Annotated in this window: 18 protein-coding genes; 11 read left to right on the top strand and 7 right to left on the bottom strand. The window is 57.3% G+C overall.

Annotated features, from left to right (window positions below; all coding sequences use genetic code 11):
- Nucleotides 1-22 precede the first annotated feature (22 nt).
- Nucleotides 23-271, top strand: a complete 249-nt coding sequence (locus BXA00_RS02005; RefSeq protein WP_076515777.1) for a helix-turn-helix transcriptional regulator — start codon at nt 23-25, stop codon at nt 269-271.
- Nucleotides 272-587: 316 nt separating this feature from the next.
- On the opposite strand, the gene BXA00_RS02000 is transcribed toward BXA00_RS02005, so the two are convergent.
- Genes BXA00_RS02000 through BXA00_RS01990 form a run of 3 tightly spaced genes read right to left on the bottom strand, consistent with a single transcriptional unit; the run spans nt 588 to nt 6,537 of the window.
- Nucleotides 588-3,752, bottom strand: coding sequence for an efflux RND transporter permease subunit (locus tag BXA00_RS02000; RefSeq protein ID WP_076515775.1), 3,165 nt, complete (start codon nt 3,750-3,752; stop codon nt 588-590).
- Nucleotides 3,753-3,765: 13 nt separating this feature from the next.
- On the bottom strand, nt 3,766-5,247 hold the full coding sequence (locus BXA00_RS01995) for an efflux RND transporter periplasmic adaptor subunit (RefSeq protein WP_083714143.1): 1,482 nt from the start codon (nt 5,245-5,247) through the stop codon (nt 3,766-3,768).
- A gap of 18 nt (nt 5,248-5,265) precedes the next feature.
- Nucleotides 5,266-6,537, bottom strand: coding sequence for a TolC family protein (locus BXA00_RS01990; RefSeq protein ID WP_076515773.1), 1,272 nt, complete (start codon nt 6,535-6,537; stop codon nt 5,266-5,268).
- Nucleotides 6,538-6,823: 286 nt separating this feature from the next.
- Between BXA00_RS01990 and BXA00_RS01985 the strand changes: the two genes are divergently transcribed.
- From BXA00_RS01985 to BXA00_RS01970, 4 genes are all read left to right on the top strand, one after another.
- Nucleotides 6,824-7,165 carry a DUF4148 domain-containing protein gene (locus BXA00_RS01985; protein WP_076515772.1) on the top strand — a complete coding sequence of 114 codons (342 nt, stop codon included), beginning with the start codon at nt 6,824-6,826 and terminating at the stop codon, nt 7,163-7,165.
- A gap of 122 nt (nt 7,166-7,287) precedes the next feature.
- A complete protein-coding gene (locus BXA00_RS01980; protein WP_076515770.1) occupies nt 7,288-7,977 on the top strand; it encodes a heavy metal response regulator transcription factor in 690 nt (229 codons plus the stop codon).
- A 2-nt stretch (nt 7,978-7,979) separates the two neighbouring features.
- On the top strand, nt 7,980-9,377 hold the full coding sequence (locus BXA00_RS01975; RefSeq protein WP_076515768.1) for a heavy metal sensor histidine kinase: 1,398 nt from the start codon (nt 7,980-7,982) through the stop codon (nt 9,375-9,377).
- Nucleotides 9,378-9,641: 264 nt separating this feature from the next.
- A complete protein-coding gene (locus BXA00_RS01970) occupies nt 9,642-10,274 on the top strand; it encodes a cation transporter (protein ID WP_076515766.1) in 633 nt (210 codons plus the stop codon).
- A gap of 249 nt (nt 10,275-10,523) precedes the next feature.
- Here the strand turns inward: BXA00_RS01970 and BXA00_RS29360 are convergent, their stop codons facing one another.
- Nucleotides 10,524-10,658: a hypothetical protein gene (locus BXA00_RS29360; protein ID WP_255376813.1), complete on the bottom strand. Its 135-nt coding sequence runs from the start codon at nt 10,656-10,658 to the stop codon at nt 10,524-10,526.
- Between BXA00_RS29360 and BXA00_RS01965 the strand changes: the two genes are divergently transcribed.
- The 3 genes from BXA00_RS01965 (at nt 10,600) to BXA00_RS01955 (ending at nt 12,717) form a co-directional block, all read left to right on the top strand.
- Complete coding sequence (locus BXA00_RS01965; protein ID WP_231952259.1) at nt 10,600-10,944, top strand: disulfide bond formation protein B; 345 nt, start codon at nt 10,600-10,602, stop codon at nt 10,942-10,944. The genes BXA00_RS29360 and BXA00_RS01965 overlap by 59 nt on opposite strands.
- On the top strand, nt 10,941-11,600 hold the full coding sequence (locus tag BXA00_RS01960; RefSeq protein WP_076515764.1) for a thioredoxin domain-containing protein: 660 nt from the start codon (nt 10,941-10,943) through the stop codon (nt 11,598-11,600). Before BXA00_RS01965 ends, BXA00_RS01960 begins: the two co-directional genes overlap by 4 nt.
- A 139-nt stretch (nt 11,601-11,739) precedes the next feature.
- Nucleotides 11,740-12,717 (top strand): arsenic resistance protein, encoded by a 978-nt coding sequence (locus tag BXA00_RS01955; RefSeq protein WP_076515762.1) that lies wholly within the window; start codon nt 11,740-11,742, stop codon nt 12,715-12,717.
- A 123-nt stretch (nt 12,718-12,840) separates the two neighbouring features.
- Here BXA00_RS01955 and BXA00_RS01950 read toward each other — a convergent pair whose 3' ends face one another.
- The gene (locus BXA00_RS01950; RefSeq protein ID WP_076515760.1) at nt 12,841-13,197 is read right to left on the bottom strand and encodes a hypothetical protein; all 357 of its coding nucleotides are present in this window, start codon (nt 13,195-13,197) and stop codon (nt 12,841-12,843) included.
- Nucleotides 13,198-13,361: 164 nt separating this feature from the next.
- On the opposite strand from BXA00_RS01950, the gene BXA00_RS01945 reads away from it, so the two are divergent.
- The 3 genes from BXA00_RS01945 (at nt 13,362) to BXA00_RS29355 (ending at nt 14,425) form a co-directional block, all read left to right on the top strand.
- Nucleotides 13,362-13,799: an antirestriction protein gene (locus tag BXA00_RS01945; RefSeq protein ID WP_076515758.1), complete on the top strand. Its 438-nt coding sequence runs from the start codon at nt 13,362-13,364 to the stop codon at nt 13,797-13,799.
- A 151-nt stretch (nt 13,800-13,950) separates the two neighbouring features.
- On the top strand, nt 13,951-14,295 hold the full coding sequence (locus BXA00_RS01940) for a hypothetical protein (RefSeq protein ID WP_054470961.1): 345 nt from the start codon (nt 13,951-13,953) through the stop codon (nt 14,293-14,295).
- A gap of 1 nt (nt 14,296) precedes the next feature.
- Nucleotides 14,297-14,425, top strand: coding sequence for a hypothetical protein (locus BXA00_RS29355; RefSeq protein WP_255376753.1), 129 nt, complete (start codon nt 14,297-14,299; stop codon nt 14,423-14,425).
- A gap of 138 nt (nt 14,426-14,563) precedes the next feature.
- On the opposite strand, the gene BXA00_RS01935 is transcribed toward BXA00_RS29355, so the two are convergent.
- A complete protein-coding gene (locus tag BXA00_RS01935; RefSeq protein WP_076515757.1) occupies nt 14,564-15,190 on the bottom strand; it encodes a hypothetical protein in 627 nt (208 codons plus the stop codon).
- Between the two features lie 72 nt (nt 15,191-15,262).
- Nucleotides 15,263-16,084, bottom strand: a complete 822-nt coding sequence (locus BXA00_RS01930) for a SprT-like domain-containing protein (protein WP_231952192.1) — start codon at nt 16,082-16,084, stop codon at nt 15,263-15,265.
- Between the last annotated feature and the right edge of the window lie 122 nt (nt 16,085-16,206).

Here is a 16,206-nt window from a genome sequence, read left to right as displayed (position 1 = left end):
CCGGATATCGCGAGGAAAGTACATGAAGCAGGATAATGATGCAGTGCTGGTTTCCAGTCCCAACGTGGAGCGCCACAATCCAGATCCCAACTATCTGCGGCGGTTATTGGACGAGGCAGGTTTGAGCCAGCAAGAGGCCGCGCGACGTCTCGGGGTGTCGGTGCGGATGATGCGCTACTACTTGGCAGAGGACGAAGGGAAGCCGGCGCCTTATCTCGTCCAATTTGGACTTGAAGCGCTCGCGGCGACAGGACGTAAATCACATTCCTAAGCGTCGCCTTGGCTCCGGCAACGGTGCACCGCCGGGTAGGTGCGTATTCCGGTTGAACTGACCACCTGTGCCGATTGCGGCTGACCAAGCTGCTGGTCGTGACCGGCTGAGTTCGGCCACAAGCGGACGTTTCGCCAGACTCCGTTAAAGGACGGTGAGGGGCCTAAGTCGCTTGGCCGTTACGCGCAATGTCTATCCGCCGATACCGTGCCATGGACCTGCCCCCCGGGCAGGTCACGACAACGTCCTATGAGACCACGGAAGGGCCGTGGCTGAACGATCGCCAAAACAAATCTATTCTGCGTGGCGAAGCGCCTCACGCCCTCGAATTGGCGTCCGCCAATTCAAGCTCCTCAATATCGCGCCTGTGAACCAAGCGATAGAGCGCGGGAAGTACCAGCAGTGTCAGGATCGTCGACGATATGATGCCACCTATCACTACAGTAGCCAACGGCCGCTGCACCTCTGCGCCCGTGCCAGTTGCAATCGCCATGGGAACAAAGCCCAGCGATGCTACTAAGGCGGTCATCAATACCGGCCGCAATCGGCTAATAGCACCTTCGCGAACGGCGCGATCCAGCGATTTTCCGGCCTCGCGCATTGAGCTGATAAACGAAAGCAAGACCAAACCATTCAACACAGCCACGCCGCAAAGCGCGATAAAGCCAACGGCTGCGGTGATAGATAGCGGAATGTCCCTAAGCCATAACGCGATAATGCCACCGGTTAAAGCAAACGGGATACCCGTGAAGACGATGAGGCCATCTCGAACGTTTCCGAACATCGCAAACAATAGCCCGAAAACGAGGAGCAACGCCGCCGGCACGACGATTTGAAGCCGTTGCGCTGCGGACTGTAGCTGCTCGAAAGTTCCGCCCCATGAGGTCCAGTAGCCTGTAGGAACTTTCACGCGTTGCTGGATGTCCGTCGTGGCCTGAGCGACGAATGAGCCCAGGTCTCTCCCGCGCACATTCGCACTCACCACAACACGACGCTTACCGTCTTCTCGCGAGATCTGATTCGGCCCGGGCGAAAGATCAAAGCTGGCTACCTCACTTAACGGAATGTAGGAGGCCTGCGCCAGTCCCGCAGAAGTCGGCAACGCAATTGGCAGGTTCCGAAGTTCAGCTATATTTGCCCGCACAGTCTCGGGTAAGCGCACCACGATATCGAAGCGACGATCACCTTGAAAGAACGTACCTGCCTCTCGACCACCCACCGCTATCGCTAGCGTGTCCTGTATTGCGGTCAAGCTCAAACCGTAGCGCGCCGCTCGTTCGCGATCAATGTTGACCGTGAGCATGGGCAATCCCGTGGTCTGCTCGACCTTAACCTCGGATGCACCGGGCACCTGTTCCAACACTTCAGCGATCTCAGCGGCGGTTGCGTTCAGCACGTCGTTGTCATCGCCGAACACCTTTACTGCCACGTCGCTACGAACGCCAGAGATCAGCTCGTTGAATCGCAGCTGGATCGGTTGAGAGAATTCATAGTTGTTCCCTGGGATCTGTGCGGCTTCCTCACGAATAGCTGCCAACAACTCGGCATGCGACTTCCTGGGGGTCGGCCATTCGTCCAGCGGCTTCAACATCACGTAGCCGTCCGAGATATTTGGCGGCATGGCATCGGAAGCAATTTCCGCAGTTCCCGTACGCGCGAACACTCGTTCGATCTCGGGGAACTTCTCCTTCAGGCGAGCCTCGATCTGCTTCTGCATCTCGACAGACTGTGTGAGACTTGTACCTGGGATGCGAAGGGCCTGAATTGCTATGTCCCCCTCGTTCAGGTTCGGGATAAATTCACTGCCCAATCGTGACGCCAGCACTCCGCATAGCACCACCAAGACGGTTGCCGCACCGAGCACCCATGGCGTACGCCGCAGCGAACCTTCAAGAAGCGGCTGGTAACGGCGGGTAGCCCACACCATCAGACGGCTTTCCTTCTCCGACACTTTGTTTCCGATGAACAACGCAACCGCCGCAGGCACAAACGTCACGGACAAGATCATCGCTCCGAGGAGAGCCAGTACCACTGTCAAGGCCATGGGGTGGAACATGCGCCCTTCCACACCACTTAGCGCGAAGATCGGCAGATACACCACCATGATGATCAGTTGCCCAAATAGCAATGGGCGGCGTGCTTCACGCGCAGCTGCAAAAACTTCGTGGAAGCGCTCAGTCCGGGTCAACGGACGTTGATGATGAGCCTGCGCGTGGCTTAACCGCCGAACACAGTTTTCCACAATGACGACGGCGCCGTCGACGATGATTCCGAAATCCAAAGCACCTAGGCTCATGAGGTTCGCACTTACCTTATAGGCGACCATCCCCGTAAAGGTGAACAGCATTGAAAGCGGAATTATCATTGCAGTGACGAGCGCAGCGCGGATGTTTCCGAGGAATACAAACAACACTACGATTACGAGCGCAGCTCCCTCAAGGAGGTTCTTTTTGACCGTGGCGATAGCTTTATCAATCAAATTCGTGCGATCGTACACGGTGATCGCTTTCACCCCCGCAGGCAGAGATTTGTTGATGACTTCGAGCTTCTCCGACACCGCCTGTGACACAGCACGGCTATTCTCGCCAATCAGCATGAAGACCGTGCCCAGCACCACTTCCTGCCCGTTGTCTGTGGCCGCCCCTGTTCTCAGCTCACGGCCGATACCGACATCGGCAACATCCCGAATACGAATCGCCTGTCCGCCGACCGAGGTCAACACTACGTTGCCGATGTCTTCAATGGACTTGACCTGGCCCGGCGCTCGAATCAGATACTGCTCTCCCTTGCGCTCGATGTAGCCTGCACCCACGTTCGAGTTGTTGTTCTCTAGGGCGGCCATAATGTCGGCAAGGGTCAAGCCATATGATGCGAGCCGCTCGGTGCTTGGTGCGACTTGATACTCCTTAGCGAAGCCGCCTATCGAATTTACCTCGGTAACGCCGGGTATATTGCGGAGCTGCGGTTTGATAACCCAATCCTGCAATTCACGCAGATCCATCGGGGTGTAGGGCGTCCCATCCTCCTTTCTCGCATCGTGCTCAGCTTCGACCGTCCACAAAAAGATCTCCCCCAAGCCTGATGAAATTGGCCCAAGAGAAGGGGTTATTCCTGCCGGTAAGCTCTCGCGCGCCTCCTGCAATCGCTGGTTGACCAGTTGCCGCGCAAAGTAGATATCGGTGCCATCTTTAAAAATCACGGTGGTTTGGGACAGCCCGTAGCGTGATAAGGACCGCGTTTGCTCCAGGCCCGGCAGGCCGGCCATTACCGTCTCAATCGGGTAGGTAATACGTTGCTCCGTCTCAAGCGGAGAGTAGCCGGGTGCACCTACGTTGACTTGAACCTGCACGTTCGTGATGTCGGGAACCGCGTCGATTGCGAGGCGCGTGTAGTTATATATGCCAACGGCAGCCATTCCCAGGGTAAGGAATAGGACCAACCAGCGCTGTTCAATCGAAAACCGGATGAGGCGTTCAAACATGGTCTCTCCGCGATCAGTGTGCGTGGTCAGCGCTGGCCTTGCCGAGCTCCGACTTCAGTACAAATGCATTCTCGACCGCGTACCGTACGCCCACCTTCAAACCTCGCGTGACTTCCACCATGGCGTTGGAGCTTTTACCTATCGTAATGGGCTGCGGCAAAAATCCGCCGGGAACCTCAATAAAGACGATATTCTGGCCGTCAATCGTGTGAACGGCATCAGGGTCGACGCCGACTGCTACTTCTGAACTGTCTGTCACCACCTGCACCGTGACAAACAGCCCCGGCCGCCATGCAGCTCCCGGATTGTCAAGCGTTACGCGTGCGGTAGCCGTGCGTGTCTGTTGACCCAGCAATGATCCGATATAAGAGACCTGGCCCTGCGCAGTTTCGGAAAATGCGGTGGACGAGACGATCGCGTCTTCTCCTACGCGCACCGCTTGCAAGTCCTTGGGAGCGATCAAGAATTCCGCCCAAACCGTGCGCAGATCGGATATCGTAAAAATGCTCGCATCCGCTGCTAGGGCTTCCCCAAGCGCGATGTGCTTCTCCACAACCATCCCGTCGAACGGCGCTCGAATTTCGAGCGATGCAAGCTCAGTGGAGCGCGGTGCCGCAGCGACGGCGCGCAGCTTCTGCACAGCATTTTGCACAGCGATCTCCGCCTCTTGAAATGCAGCTCGGGCGACCTGGTAGTCCTGCTCAGCGGAAACTTTCTCGCGCCAAAGCCGTTGTTCCCGGGCATGTGTCTGTGCAGCCAAATCACGCCGCTTGGTCGCTGCAAGCCATTCACTTCGCAATTCGGACAGCGATGCGCTGGAAATGACCGCCAACAGCTCTCCCTTCTTCACCTGTTGCCCAAGGTCCGCAGAGACGCTTTCCACGATTCCAGCCATGCGAGGTACCACGTGCGCGGTACGGTCCGCGTTGAACTTTATTTCGCCCGGAAATTGCGCAGACGTAGCCAATGGTGCCGGACCGGCCGTGGCGAGTTTTATACCGGCCGTCTGCACCTGTACAGCGGACAGTGCGATCTTTCCCTCGTCTTTTTCTAGCGAGGCATGCATTGCCTCGGATTGGCCAGGAAGCTTGACCTCCGCATCGACCTCCAGATAGTGCGGCTCTCCGACGGTTTGCACGCTCACCAATGCGGCGCCTTCCTTGCGAAACGTGAGCGCTTCAATCTCGCCATTCGGCCGTCTCACTTGGACCTTCGCTTCTGAGGCGTCCACGGCGACCGCCTTGCCACCGTCATAGCCCCAGATCTTCAGGCGAGGCTCACCTTTATCTTCACTCAGCAGCAGCTCTACCCCTAACTGGTCCCGTAATGTCAATGCGCCACCGTTAGGGCCGGCCGTACCAGACTCTTGGGCTTCATGACCGTGCTCATCCTCTGCGGCATGTAAGGTGCTAACGCTCAGGAATAGCGCCAAGCTCGTAATAGCCGTAGCGCCAGAGAGGCGCTTGACGGTGGATGAATATGCCTTTTTCAACATGATTTATCTCTTAGAAACTCAATGTCCGAGAAGCCGATCAATTTCGGATCGCGCTTGATACGCGGTCGCCACGACTTTTAGGTAGGCAATATTCCCTTCTGAAAGCGTCCGTTGCGCATCCAGCACTTCAAGAAAGCCAAACTTTCCCGCTTCAAAGCCCTTCCGAGCTGACTCGTAGGCTTGCGTCGCTCCGGGGAGGACAGAGCTTCTGTAATCCTCTGCCGTAGCAAGGGCGAGGTCGAATTGGGTAACCGCTCGCAGCAGATCAGCCATCAAGCGGGCTTCCAGATCGCGGAAGGTGTCCTTCGCTTTGTAAGCTTGCATGGATGCCGCATACACATTGCCCTGGTTGCGGTCGATCAGCGGCAGAGGGATTGAAATACCAATCTGCGGTTTGTCGCGACCTGCTTCATTGTCACGGGCGATACCCGCGCTGAGAGTGATGTCCGGAAAGCGCTTGCTCTTCTCAACCGCGACCTGGGCCTCGCCCAACCGCACAGCGATCCGGCCGGACTGCATAAATGGAGATTCCGCCAGACTGGCGCGTAATGCATCCAACGTCTGGCGCGTTGGCAAGGCGTCAATGTTCGCCGTCACGTAGCCAAAATCCGGGTCGTTCTCACCCCATAGGACGGACAGATTGCGGCGTGCGTCCTCCAGCTTTGCCCTTGCGGCACGCGCCTCAATCCGTGAATTTGCTAGGGCGACCCCGGCCTTACCGCTTTCTAGCGGAGGTGCCTTTCCGGCTGCCACCCTGCGTTCGGCCAAGCGTAGAGCGTCTGAGGCAATGTCGACGTTCTGTTCTGTCACGCGAACCGCCTCTTGCGCGACCGCCATGTCAAAGAACGCAGTGACGACCGCCGCGCGCAGCGTGGCGCGAGCGCTGTGCACGTCCTGCCTGGCTATATCGCGTGAAAGCTCCGCAGCGCTGACGCGTGCAGCGCGCTTGCCCCCCAACTCGACCGGCATGCTCAGTAAGGCCGTGGTCGTACGTGTTGCCTTCTTCGTGTCATCGACGCTGACGTCTATGGAAGGATTGGGCATCAGGCCAGCTTGAGTAACTTGGCCATCGCCTGCCGCTGCTTCATGCTTTGCCGCAGCCAGGCCCGGATTCCGCTCTAGTGCAGCAGCTAACGCCTCGTCAAGCGTCAATCGGCGCTCATGCGGACCGGACTTGCTTGTGGTTATAGGCGTCGCAAGAAACGAACCTTGCGTCTCTGCAGCTTTGATCTGGGGCGAGACAAAGCAAAGCATGGCCGCGACAGCGAGCGGCGGCAGGAATACACGCATGATCTTAACCGGTAGGAGGGCCTGCTATTGGGAGCGCGCCCGCAATCAACTGGCCCACTCGTATTTCGCGAGCGGGAATAGGGAGTGTGACCGGCACTTTATCCAACGCACCTCGTCAAATTCCCGACAGAAACATGACAATTCTGTAATGTTGGCCGCGCTTACGATTTTGTAATCAGGGTGTTTGCGAATTGACAGGATCCATTCCGTAGAGTGTCACAACCGCTTCATCACAAGCGTGTAGGCCCTGTAACCGCGGCGCCTACCATGAAACACGGAGACTCTTATGCTGACCTATCCCACCCGCATCGTACTCACGCTCGCCGCAGCATTTTCGTTGTCAACTGCCGCGCAGGCGTCGGGCTCGTGGCATCAAACAAATACCGAAATCGGCTATGAGACCGCTCAGGGCCATGCAACGGATGGAAAGTCCGCCGAACAGGTCAAGGCGGAACTGGCCGAAGCGAAGGCTGACAAGCGCGCTTGGGCCTTGACGTACAGAAACGTGGCTAGCCCTGGGTGGTCGAAACAGGAGACTGGTCGTACGCGCGCAGATGTGCAGAATGAGGCCGCAGCGATGAGCGCCGAGGACCGTGCTCGTATTGACCAGATCTACACGCCAGGCTAAGGCAGATTGAGGTTTGGACCGGTCGTCGCTCTTTGGCCCTGTCATGGATATCGATGGGGGTCATGCCTGGAATAGAATATTCACTGTACTGCCGCTCCTGGCATTTTCCTCTATTGGCAAACATGAAAGTTCTTGTAATCGAAGACGAGAAAAAGCTTGCCGAGTATTTAAGACGCGCGCTGACAGACCACAACTATGTTGTCGACGTCGCGACCGACGGCCGTGTCGGTCTTCATCTTGCCCAAGAAAGCGAATACGATCTCGTCCTTCTTGACATCATGCTGCCCGGCATGGACGGCCTTAGCATTCTGAACGAACTGCGGAAGACCAGCCAGGTTCCGGTCCTCATGCTCACGGCGAGGGACAAGCTCGAAGACCGCGTGCACGGCTTGCATGAAGGCGCAGACGACTACCTGTCCAAACCCTTTGCGTTGTCGGAATTGCTTGCACGTGTGTTAGCGCTGGTCCGGCGCAGTGGCCGACAGGCACCGCAGGCCGAAAGCCCCAACTTACTTCGAGTCGGAGACCTTGATCTGGACCTGTTGCGCAGACGTGCGAGTCGAAACGGACAACGTTTAGAACTGACAGCAAAGGAGTTCACGCTTCTGACGCTTCTAATGCGAAAGCAAGGAGAAGTACTGTCACGGCTCGAGTTGGCCGAACAAGTTTGGGACATGAACTTCAACAGCAACACCAACGTAGTTGAAGTCGCTATCCGCCGCCTACGAGGCAAGGTCGATGATCCGTTTGACAACAAGTTGCTGCACACAGTGCGCGGTATGGGCTATGTGCTGGAAGTCCGGAAAATTTAATTGTGGGCAAACAGCCTAGATCCCTACGGCGTTGGCTATCGCAAAGACTCGCGATCCAAACCTTCATAGCGCTCAGCTTGGTCTGCATCGCGGTCTATTACGCGACAAATCTAAACCTCGCCCGTCGCCAAGACGCCCTGATGCAACAGAAGGTTGAAGTGGTTCGTCACGTCGTCGAGGAGAATGGCGCCGATGGCGACTCAGCCAGGATGCAGCACAAGCTCGAAGATTTTTTCTACGGGCGCCCGGAGTTTACTCTGGTACTTGAAGTTAACGGAAAGCCAGTCGTCTTTGGCAACCCGTTGAACAATGATGCCGATAGAGAACGCAGCATATCGTTCTCCTTGCCACATCCAGGCACGCGGGGCGGGTCGTTGACCGCCAAATTGGTTCTCGATATTTCGGAGGATGTGCGGCTTCGTAGGGGGCTAGCATGGACGCTATTCGCCTGCGCCCTTTTAGGCTCGCTTGTGGTGGCTGCCATGGGAACCATTACTGTGCGCATGGCGCTCACGCCCGTAGACTCGCTCGCGCAACAGGCCGCCAAACTTTCACCAGACCGCATCGGCGAGCGCCTCAATGAGGCAGGTCAAGCAATTGAGATCTTGCCCCTCGTGCGCCAGTTCAATGCAGTATTGCAGCGATTGGAGCGCGCTTACATTCAAATGGAAGGCTTCAATGCCGATGTGGCCCACGAAATGCGTACGCCGCTCACCACGTTGATCGGTGAAACGGAGCTTGCCCTGCGGACACGTCCCGACCGAGACGCGCTGCTGGATATTTTGGGATCGAATCTCGAAGAATTGGAACGGCTGTCCAGCATCGTGAAAGACATGCTTTTCCTATCGCAGGCCGATCGAGGTGCTAGGGTCAGGGGGGCATGGGAACACAGTATTGCAGCGATTGTGCATGAAGTGAGCCAGTACCATGAGGCCGAAGCCCTGGAGGCTGGCGTATCCATTGTCGTAGAAGGCGATGCGGCTTCGCGGATAGACAGACCGCTATTCCAGCGGGCGGTTTCCAACCTGCTTTCAAATGCTATCCGTTATGCCATTGCGAGAAGCGTTATAAAGATCAGCCTGTCGAACGAGAAAGTCGGTGAGGTGGTGTTAGCCGTGTGTAATGAAGGCGTGCCGATCTCGCCCGAGCACTTACCGCGACTTTTTTACCGCTTTTATCGAACCGACAGTTCCCGTGAATTTGAAGCAAATCATCACGGCCTGGGACTTGCCATTGTCGCCGCCATTGCCCGCATGCATGGCGGCACTACTTTTGCACAGTCGGCCGGCCGGCACACGACAATAGGTTTCAGAATCGACGTGCCGTGCCCGGAATGTGAACTGGAAATCACCAACTCTCTCAGGTCGAATGCTGCTCGGAAGCCTTCTACACCCATCTAATTATAAAACCTCAGAACCGAGACGGACCGATAACGTAGGGCAAATCCGGTTGACGACGGCAGCCAACGATAAGCCAACGACCTAACCGCTTGGACGCGGAAATCGACTCTATCCAAGGATATCCAAGCGATCTACAAAGCCGGCCTGGGCGGTCACCACACAAGGCAGCCCATTCGGCGACTGCACATCTTGACCCTCCACCCCGTTTAGGGCGTGTAATTAGCGTTACCGACGCTTTCCAGTGGCGGCATCAAGGAGAGATCTATGAGTGAGAACTGCGCCCAAGACAGGGCACAAAATCTCGACTCCAACGAGTCAGAGGACCGCCGTACCCTGACGTTGGTGCTGCTAATTAATCTCGCGCAGAGTATCGTCGGCGCAGGCGTTGGTCTGTGGGCGTCCTCGACCGCGCTGATAGGCGCCGCACTGGACAACTTGGCAGACGCATCGGTGTACGGAGTTAGCCTTTATGCAGTAGGGCGGGCGCGGGAAATCAAGGTCCGAGCGGCCCGTCTTTCCGGGTGGTTGCTGATCGGCCTGGCAATAATGTTGCTTGTGGAGGTGCTCCGCCGCTTCTTTGGTGGCGAACCGCCGATTGGCCCTGCCATGATGGTAATGGCGGCAATCAACGCCGCATTAAACCTCATATGCCTACGCCTGTTGAAGCGTCATCGGGGGGAAGACGTGAATTTCAAGGCTTCGGCCATATTCACTAGCAACGACTCGATCGTGAATCTCGCGATCGTCTTGTCCGGAGCACTTGTGATGTGGTCGGGATCGAACGTGCCAGACCTGATTCTTGGGTTGGTGGTGGCGGCAATTGCTGCCAAAGGTGGGCGGGAAATTCTCAGCGACGCAGCCGAAGCCGGAGAAGAGCCCCCCTCGAATGCCTCTTGATCCGAGAAATGCCTCATGATTCGCAAGCGATTGTTCAACGGGGAGCACCTTGCAAATCGAGGACTTTCAATCTTTCACAAGGCCAATTGTCAGGTTTGAAGTTTGCCGCCAACATGCGCGCTCGAAAGCTATTCCGGTTCTCACTTCACAAGCACGACTGCTCACGGACATTGAAGTACTCGGGCTACTGCCCTCCCCTGTGTATTGATAGGAGCTTGCGGTGACGAGCGTTTCAAAGCAAACCACGCGTCATTCTAGGGTCGCCACCATTTGGCTGACCATAGGTTGGATAACAGCCTTGGTTGCGACGCTGTCGGCAGTATTCATCGGCGAGGTAATGGGCAGGACGCCGTGCGTGTTGTGCTGGTACCAGCGGATATTCATGTTCCCCTTAGCACTAGTGCTAGGGGTCGCTAGCTATAGAGGAGACCATGACGGTTGGCGCTACGCCATGCCGCTGGCCGTGATCGGCGCGGGATTCGCCGGCTATCACACCTTGTTGTACTGGGGAGTGATTGAACCGGAGATCGTCTCCTGCTCGGCAGATACTTCTTGCTCCGGGGCAGAGATGGCAATCCTCGGTTCCATACCCCTACCCTTTGTGTCGCTGCTCGCTTTCGCTTTGATTGTCATTTCCCTCTTCCTTGTCCGTCATCACACCAACAAATGAATCGACGCCTTCTTGTCATATCCATCAGTGTTGCCTCGATCGCTATCTTTGCCTTCGCCGCTTTTTACACGCGGCCGGCGGACGTGCCCGCGCGCGGGGCCGACCAGTCCGGAACGGATTCGCCGGGAGCTGCGACGCTGGTGCGGTTTCATTCCCCGGTAATCGGACAATTCGATGCTCCTGTCACTGTCGTGGAGTTCTTCGATCCCTCCTGCGAGGGATGCCGTGCTTTCTACCCTTACGTCAAACAGATCTTGAGCAAGTATCCGAACGAGGTCCGGGTCGTCATGCGTTATGTGCTGTTTCACAAGGGATCTGAGGAAACCGTCCGGATGCTCGAAGCTGCACGTCGGCAGGGCCTATTCGAACCCGTATTGGAAGCGATTCTTAAAGCTCAGCCCGAGTGGCACGATGATCCCGAGGTCGCCGCCGCTTGGCGCGCCGCGGTGCAGGCGGGCCTGGATGAGAAAAAGGCGCGAGGAGACATGCATGATCCTGCGATCAGCGCGCTCATCAGGGCAGACGAGGCAGACGCCAATGCGGCGGGCATCAAAGGTACGCCGACGTTCTTTGTGAATGGAACTCGCTTGGGCAAGCTAACGCCGCAGGACCTTTCAGCCGCGATTGAGCATGCGCGACAAGGAAGCAAGAAATAGTCATTGTGAAGCTGGACGCCCATCCGGGGCATTCAGACCGACTTCAATATCTCAGCCTAGATGGAGATGAACGTACACTGCGTGCAGTGCCGGGAAGTCTTTCACACGGCCGCAAATTTCACTCTCACTGCATTCTGCCATGCCTAAGCTTCGAGATCGCCTGGAGATCCATCAGGTATCTATCTACTCCGCCGCAATCTTTATAGCGGTGCTTTGCGCCTTCGCAATACCGAACAGCGGCGGGCTCGAGCCACTGATCAATCCCACACTTGCTTTCATGCTCTTCGTGACCTTCTTGCAAGTTCCGATTTCGGAATTGCGAAGAGCATTCACAAGGGTGCGCTTCCTTGGGGCGCTACTCTGCGCGAATTTCTTGGCCATCCCTCTCGTCATATCGGGTTTGGTGCCTTTCCTTCCCGAGGATCCGATGGTCCGGCTGGGCGTGCTGCTTGTGCTCCTGACGCCATGCATCGACTATGTCGTGACGTTTTCTCACCTAGGCCGTGCTGACGCAAGGCTCCTACTTGCCGCCACTCCTGCTTTGCTACTGCTGCAGATGGCGTTACTGCCCCTCTATCTGAATATGTTCATGGGCAAGGCATCTGCAGAACTGATTCGCGTGGGTCCGTTCGTCGAGGCCTTCGCATGGCTCATTGTGGTACCTCTCGTCTTGGCGGGTCTTGTACAGGCTTGGGCTGCTCGCAGCACCATGGGCAGCCGCGTAGCCGGCAGCCTTGGACTTGCACCGGTACCCGCAACGGCGCTAGTTTTGTTCGTCGTCGTGGCGGCCGTACTTCCGCAGTTGGGTAACGCCATCGACAGTGCCGTGCGAGTCATCCCTGTCTACATCGCATTTGCCGCAATCGCTCCCGTTGTGGGATGGATAGTCGCAAAGGGCTTTGGATTGGAGGCCCCTGCTGGCCGGTCCATAGCGTTCAGTGCGGCGACGCGCAATTCGCTGGTGGTTTTGCCTCTAGCTCTTGCGGTGCCCGGCGCCGTACCGCTTTTGCCTGCGGTCATCGTGACCCAAACTATTGTCGAATTGGTCAGCGAACTGGTCTATGTTCGATTGATTCCGAAACTAGGCCGATCACAAGCACCCCGACATGCCGGCTAGGATAGAAACTGCCGGGTATCTGAAGGACGGCTGTGGGTCGCATGCTGCCGCTGGTCAGCTCAAGCATGCCGGTCAGCTCCGAGCGGAATGGAGGTCAACGATGGCCAGCACCAGCAGTAGGCGTCAGACACGGTCTGGGCGCTGATCCAGATCTCTGACCGGGTAGTACCTCGTGAACGGCTTGTCCCGGTCCTTCCATTGCTCATCAAGACGGGCCTGCACGCAGGGTTCCCGTAGCAGCGCTGATTTGTGTTCCATCAGTAGCAGGGAGCCGGGCATCACCTTCATCTGTTCGCCGTTGCGCACGGCCTCTTGCCACATTTCCTGGCAGTACTCATAGACCCGAAAGGCCTCAAGGAGATGGGCGTGAAGCCGCGCAATCTCCCAACAGTATGCGCGGGCGGCATCCGTTGGATCAGCGTCGAAAAGTGCCCTGATCTGGGCGAACGTCAAGGGGGGCGGATGTTTGTCGTGGGGCATAACAGAGTCTCCATTACTGTATAAATATACAGTAGACTGCCATTCCGTCCATTCCAGGCGCTTTTTTTCGGGGGTAGGGCGTGCCAAGGCATCCACCGAGGAATGCAGACCACATCCCTTCAATCGGCAACCCGGCATTCCGCCGGACCTTTTGGAGAGAGAGTATGAATGCAGCAGTTGAAGAGGGTACGGACGTCATCCAGGCGACTAAGGTGTCTGGGGATCGACGACTGTCGATCCTTCCCAAGTACTTTGGGCCTGGCCTCCGGTACCTCATGATCGGCGAGGCGCAGGTGTACAACCACATGGAAATGCTGTGCAGCGAATACCGCGGCGGCTATTGGGAGTTTTTCGAGCTGTCGAATGGGGGCTTCTTCATGGTGCCCTCCATGCAGAAGGAGCGCGTTCGCGTCGTGCAGGCGATGAACGGCTATAGCGGCGAGGTATCGGTGGAGGCGGCGGGCATCATTGCGTGCCTTTTTGGCTTCTACGCGCTTGCGTGCCAAAGCCAACAGGAAAACCATCTCGACCTGTACATGGCTCTGCGAGATTTCGCGTGCGGCCATGCTGAGGCGCGCGAGATCCTCCAGGCCATTGACTGACCCCAACCCGGTTCCATTCTGGAACCGGGTTTTTTATTGGCGGGAGCCAGCCACCGGGGCATGAAGACGACCTAGGGCTACTGAGAGAGATTCCGGCACCGCACGGGCCTCGTGCGTGCGCGGATGTTACTATCTGTATCTAGGAGGGGTGATGCTTATTGCGTTCTTGATTCTCAGCCCCCTGGCCCTAATGTGGCTAGTGGCGGAGTTCTACCACCCGCCCACGCGGGAGATGTTCGGCAACCTGAAAAGGAACCTGTTTGGGCCTCTTTGGCGCTCGTTGACCTACCCCGTAGGCAAGCAAAGAGAGGCCTTCGGCCAGTTCTTTGTGGGTGTTGCGATCGCCAGTTGTGTCGGTGCCGCTACTGTGGCGTTTGAAACAAACTGGGGTGCGGCAACGTGGGTGTTGTACGTAAAGTTGGTTGGGCTGTCCCTTGGGATGGTGCTATCATTGGCTCTGGCCAGTTTGTTCTACGGCACGAAGCAAGGAGACTGATATGGATCTCGGAACCGCTGTAATGCTTGGCGTCCTCGCGGCCGTCGTTGGTTTCGGCCTGTTCGTCGCCAACAACGTCGTGAAGACTGACCGTGAGAAACAGCGCGAGTCGGGTCACCATCCAGCGTGACACGTCGCCCGGAAAACCCTCGATTCGTTCGAGGGTTTTTTTTTGCCCTCGACAGGGGGCGGTCAGTTCTCCACGAAGGCACTCCTGCCGGGGCAGGCGTGCATGTGCCAGTGTGGGCGAGCCCGGCGAGGATGCCGCTCAATTGTCGTAGCCGTGTGAAGCGAGCACCTGGGCCATGTTTGAGCCTTCCCAGGAACCGGGCCGGCTCCCGACCATGCCGAGGTCTTCCGCAAGCATTTCCAGCGCACCCGCAACGGTTAGCAGGCCATGTGTGCAGCCTTGCTCTATCTTGACCTGGTGCGAGCCGTTGAGCTGGCGCAACAACTGTCGGATGGTGGTGTGAAGCTCTCGCGAGAGGCGCACGTCCACGATAACGGTGTTGGCGTCGGCGGTCGCTGGCTCCGGCTCCAACGCGGGATCGTCGAGCTCGATGGCACGCTTGCGGTCTCGGTACAGCTTTTCGACGTCGTCCCGGGGAATGGCGATGGACACTGCATTAGGCTTTACGCCCGGACGGGGGGCGCCGTCGTCGCCGAAAAAGTGCTCATAGGGCATGTCTTTCCCGGTCCTGTAGAAGGCCTCGACATGCGGCACGAAGCCGTACGCATCGCTCACTAGATCAGGATCGTCAACAATTTGTTTATCGCTCACGTCGATGAAGCCCGGCAGAGTCAAATCCACGATCGCGTCTGGATCGCAATCGGTGAGGATGGTTTGCAGCTCGCGCACGGTTAGGCGCTTCTGGGTAGCGGGTTCGGTGCTCATGATGGAGTCCTCTGGGAGGTTTCCCGTTGGGTGTCAGTAAGGCGCTTTGAGTGATGGGAATGGCGTTATGTGCTATGGGCATTGCGTAATTGCTCCGCACTCCTCGAAGGGGGCGTTGCGGCACATCGGGATACCGCACCTAAGCTTCAGATTGGGCTTTCCCCAAACCTGAGTGAGGCAAGTCGCGCATCGGTATTTGACGCGGTTGGACCGATTGACCGGATCGCCCGAGGGAAGCGCAAGTACGGATTCGGCCCGACCTAGCCCTAGGTATGCCGTCGATGTGATTCCGGGTGTCGTCGTCAGCGCGTCTGACGTGGCCGGCGGAATGGTCGTGGCAACCGGCGTAGGATCGACAGGAAGCCGCTCGGCAGGAAAACGATCGAGCCAGGAGAGCGTGAATTCGCGGGTGAGCAGCGAGTCGCAAGCCAAGTCGAAGGCGCCGCCGGCCTCGATGTAATGATCCATCTGCTGACCCGTCTTGCGCCCGCCTGGCTTGCCCGTGTGGGACGGGATTAGTCCGATGGATTCCATTTTGTCCGCCCATTCCTTGTTGTGGTACCCGCGGCGGCTGAAGCTCCCGAAATGGCGCTGCCATTGGTGGACTTGTTCGTGAACCAGGGTGGAGAGCGTGTTCTTGATCGTCTGACTTGCGAAGTAGGCCGGGTTCAAAGCAATTTCGTCGACCATGTCGCCGGTGCCTCGTCGTACGAAGCGGCCCTTCGAGAAGTAGCCATAGGTGCCTTTGCGCCGTTGCAGCGTTATCAGGCACGGTGGTAGCTGCGCGTCGAACATGGTCCGGTTGAAATGCTCGAACGCCACGTACAGTTCGCCGTACGCCTCAGCAGTTGGGCCATTCGCGGACGGTTCGATAAATTCGGTTGGCATGGTCATGTCGCAAAATTTGGCGTGCTTGCCCCTTACGGAGCAAATTTAGCTATGCTTTAATTCCACTCGATGCATCGCTCGTTGTGCATCGTCAACGACTCTCTCCAAGTCGCTTCATCCGACGAGAC

Origin of the sequence: Achromobacter sp. MFA1 R4 (assembly GCF_900156745.1) — a bacterium.
Taxonomy (GTDB): Bacteria; Pseudomonadota; Gammaproteobacteria; order Burkholderiales; family Burkholderiaceae_B; genus Achromobacter.
Note: the sequence above shows the minus strand (reverse complement) of the source record. Positions and strands in the feature narration are given on the sequence as shown.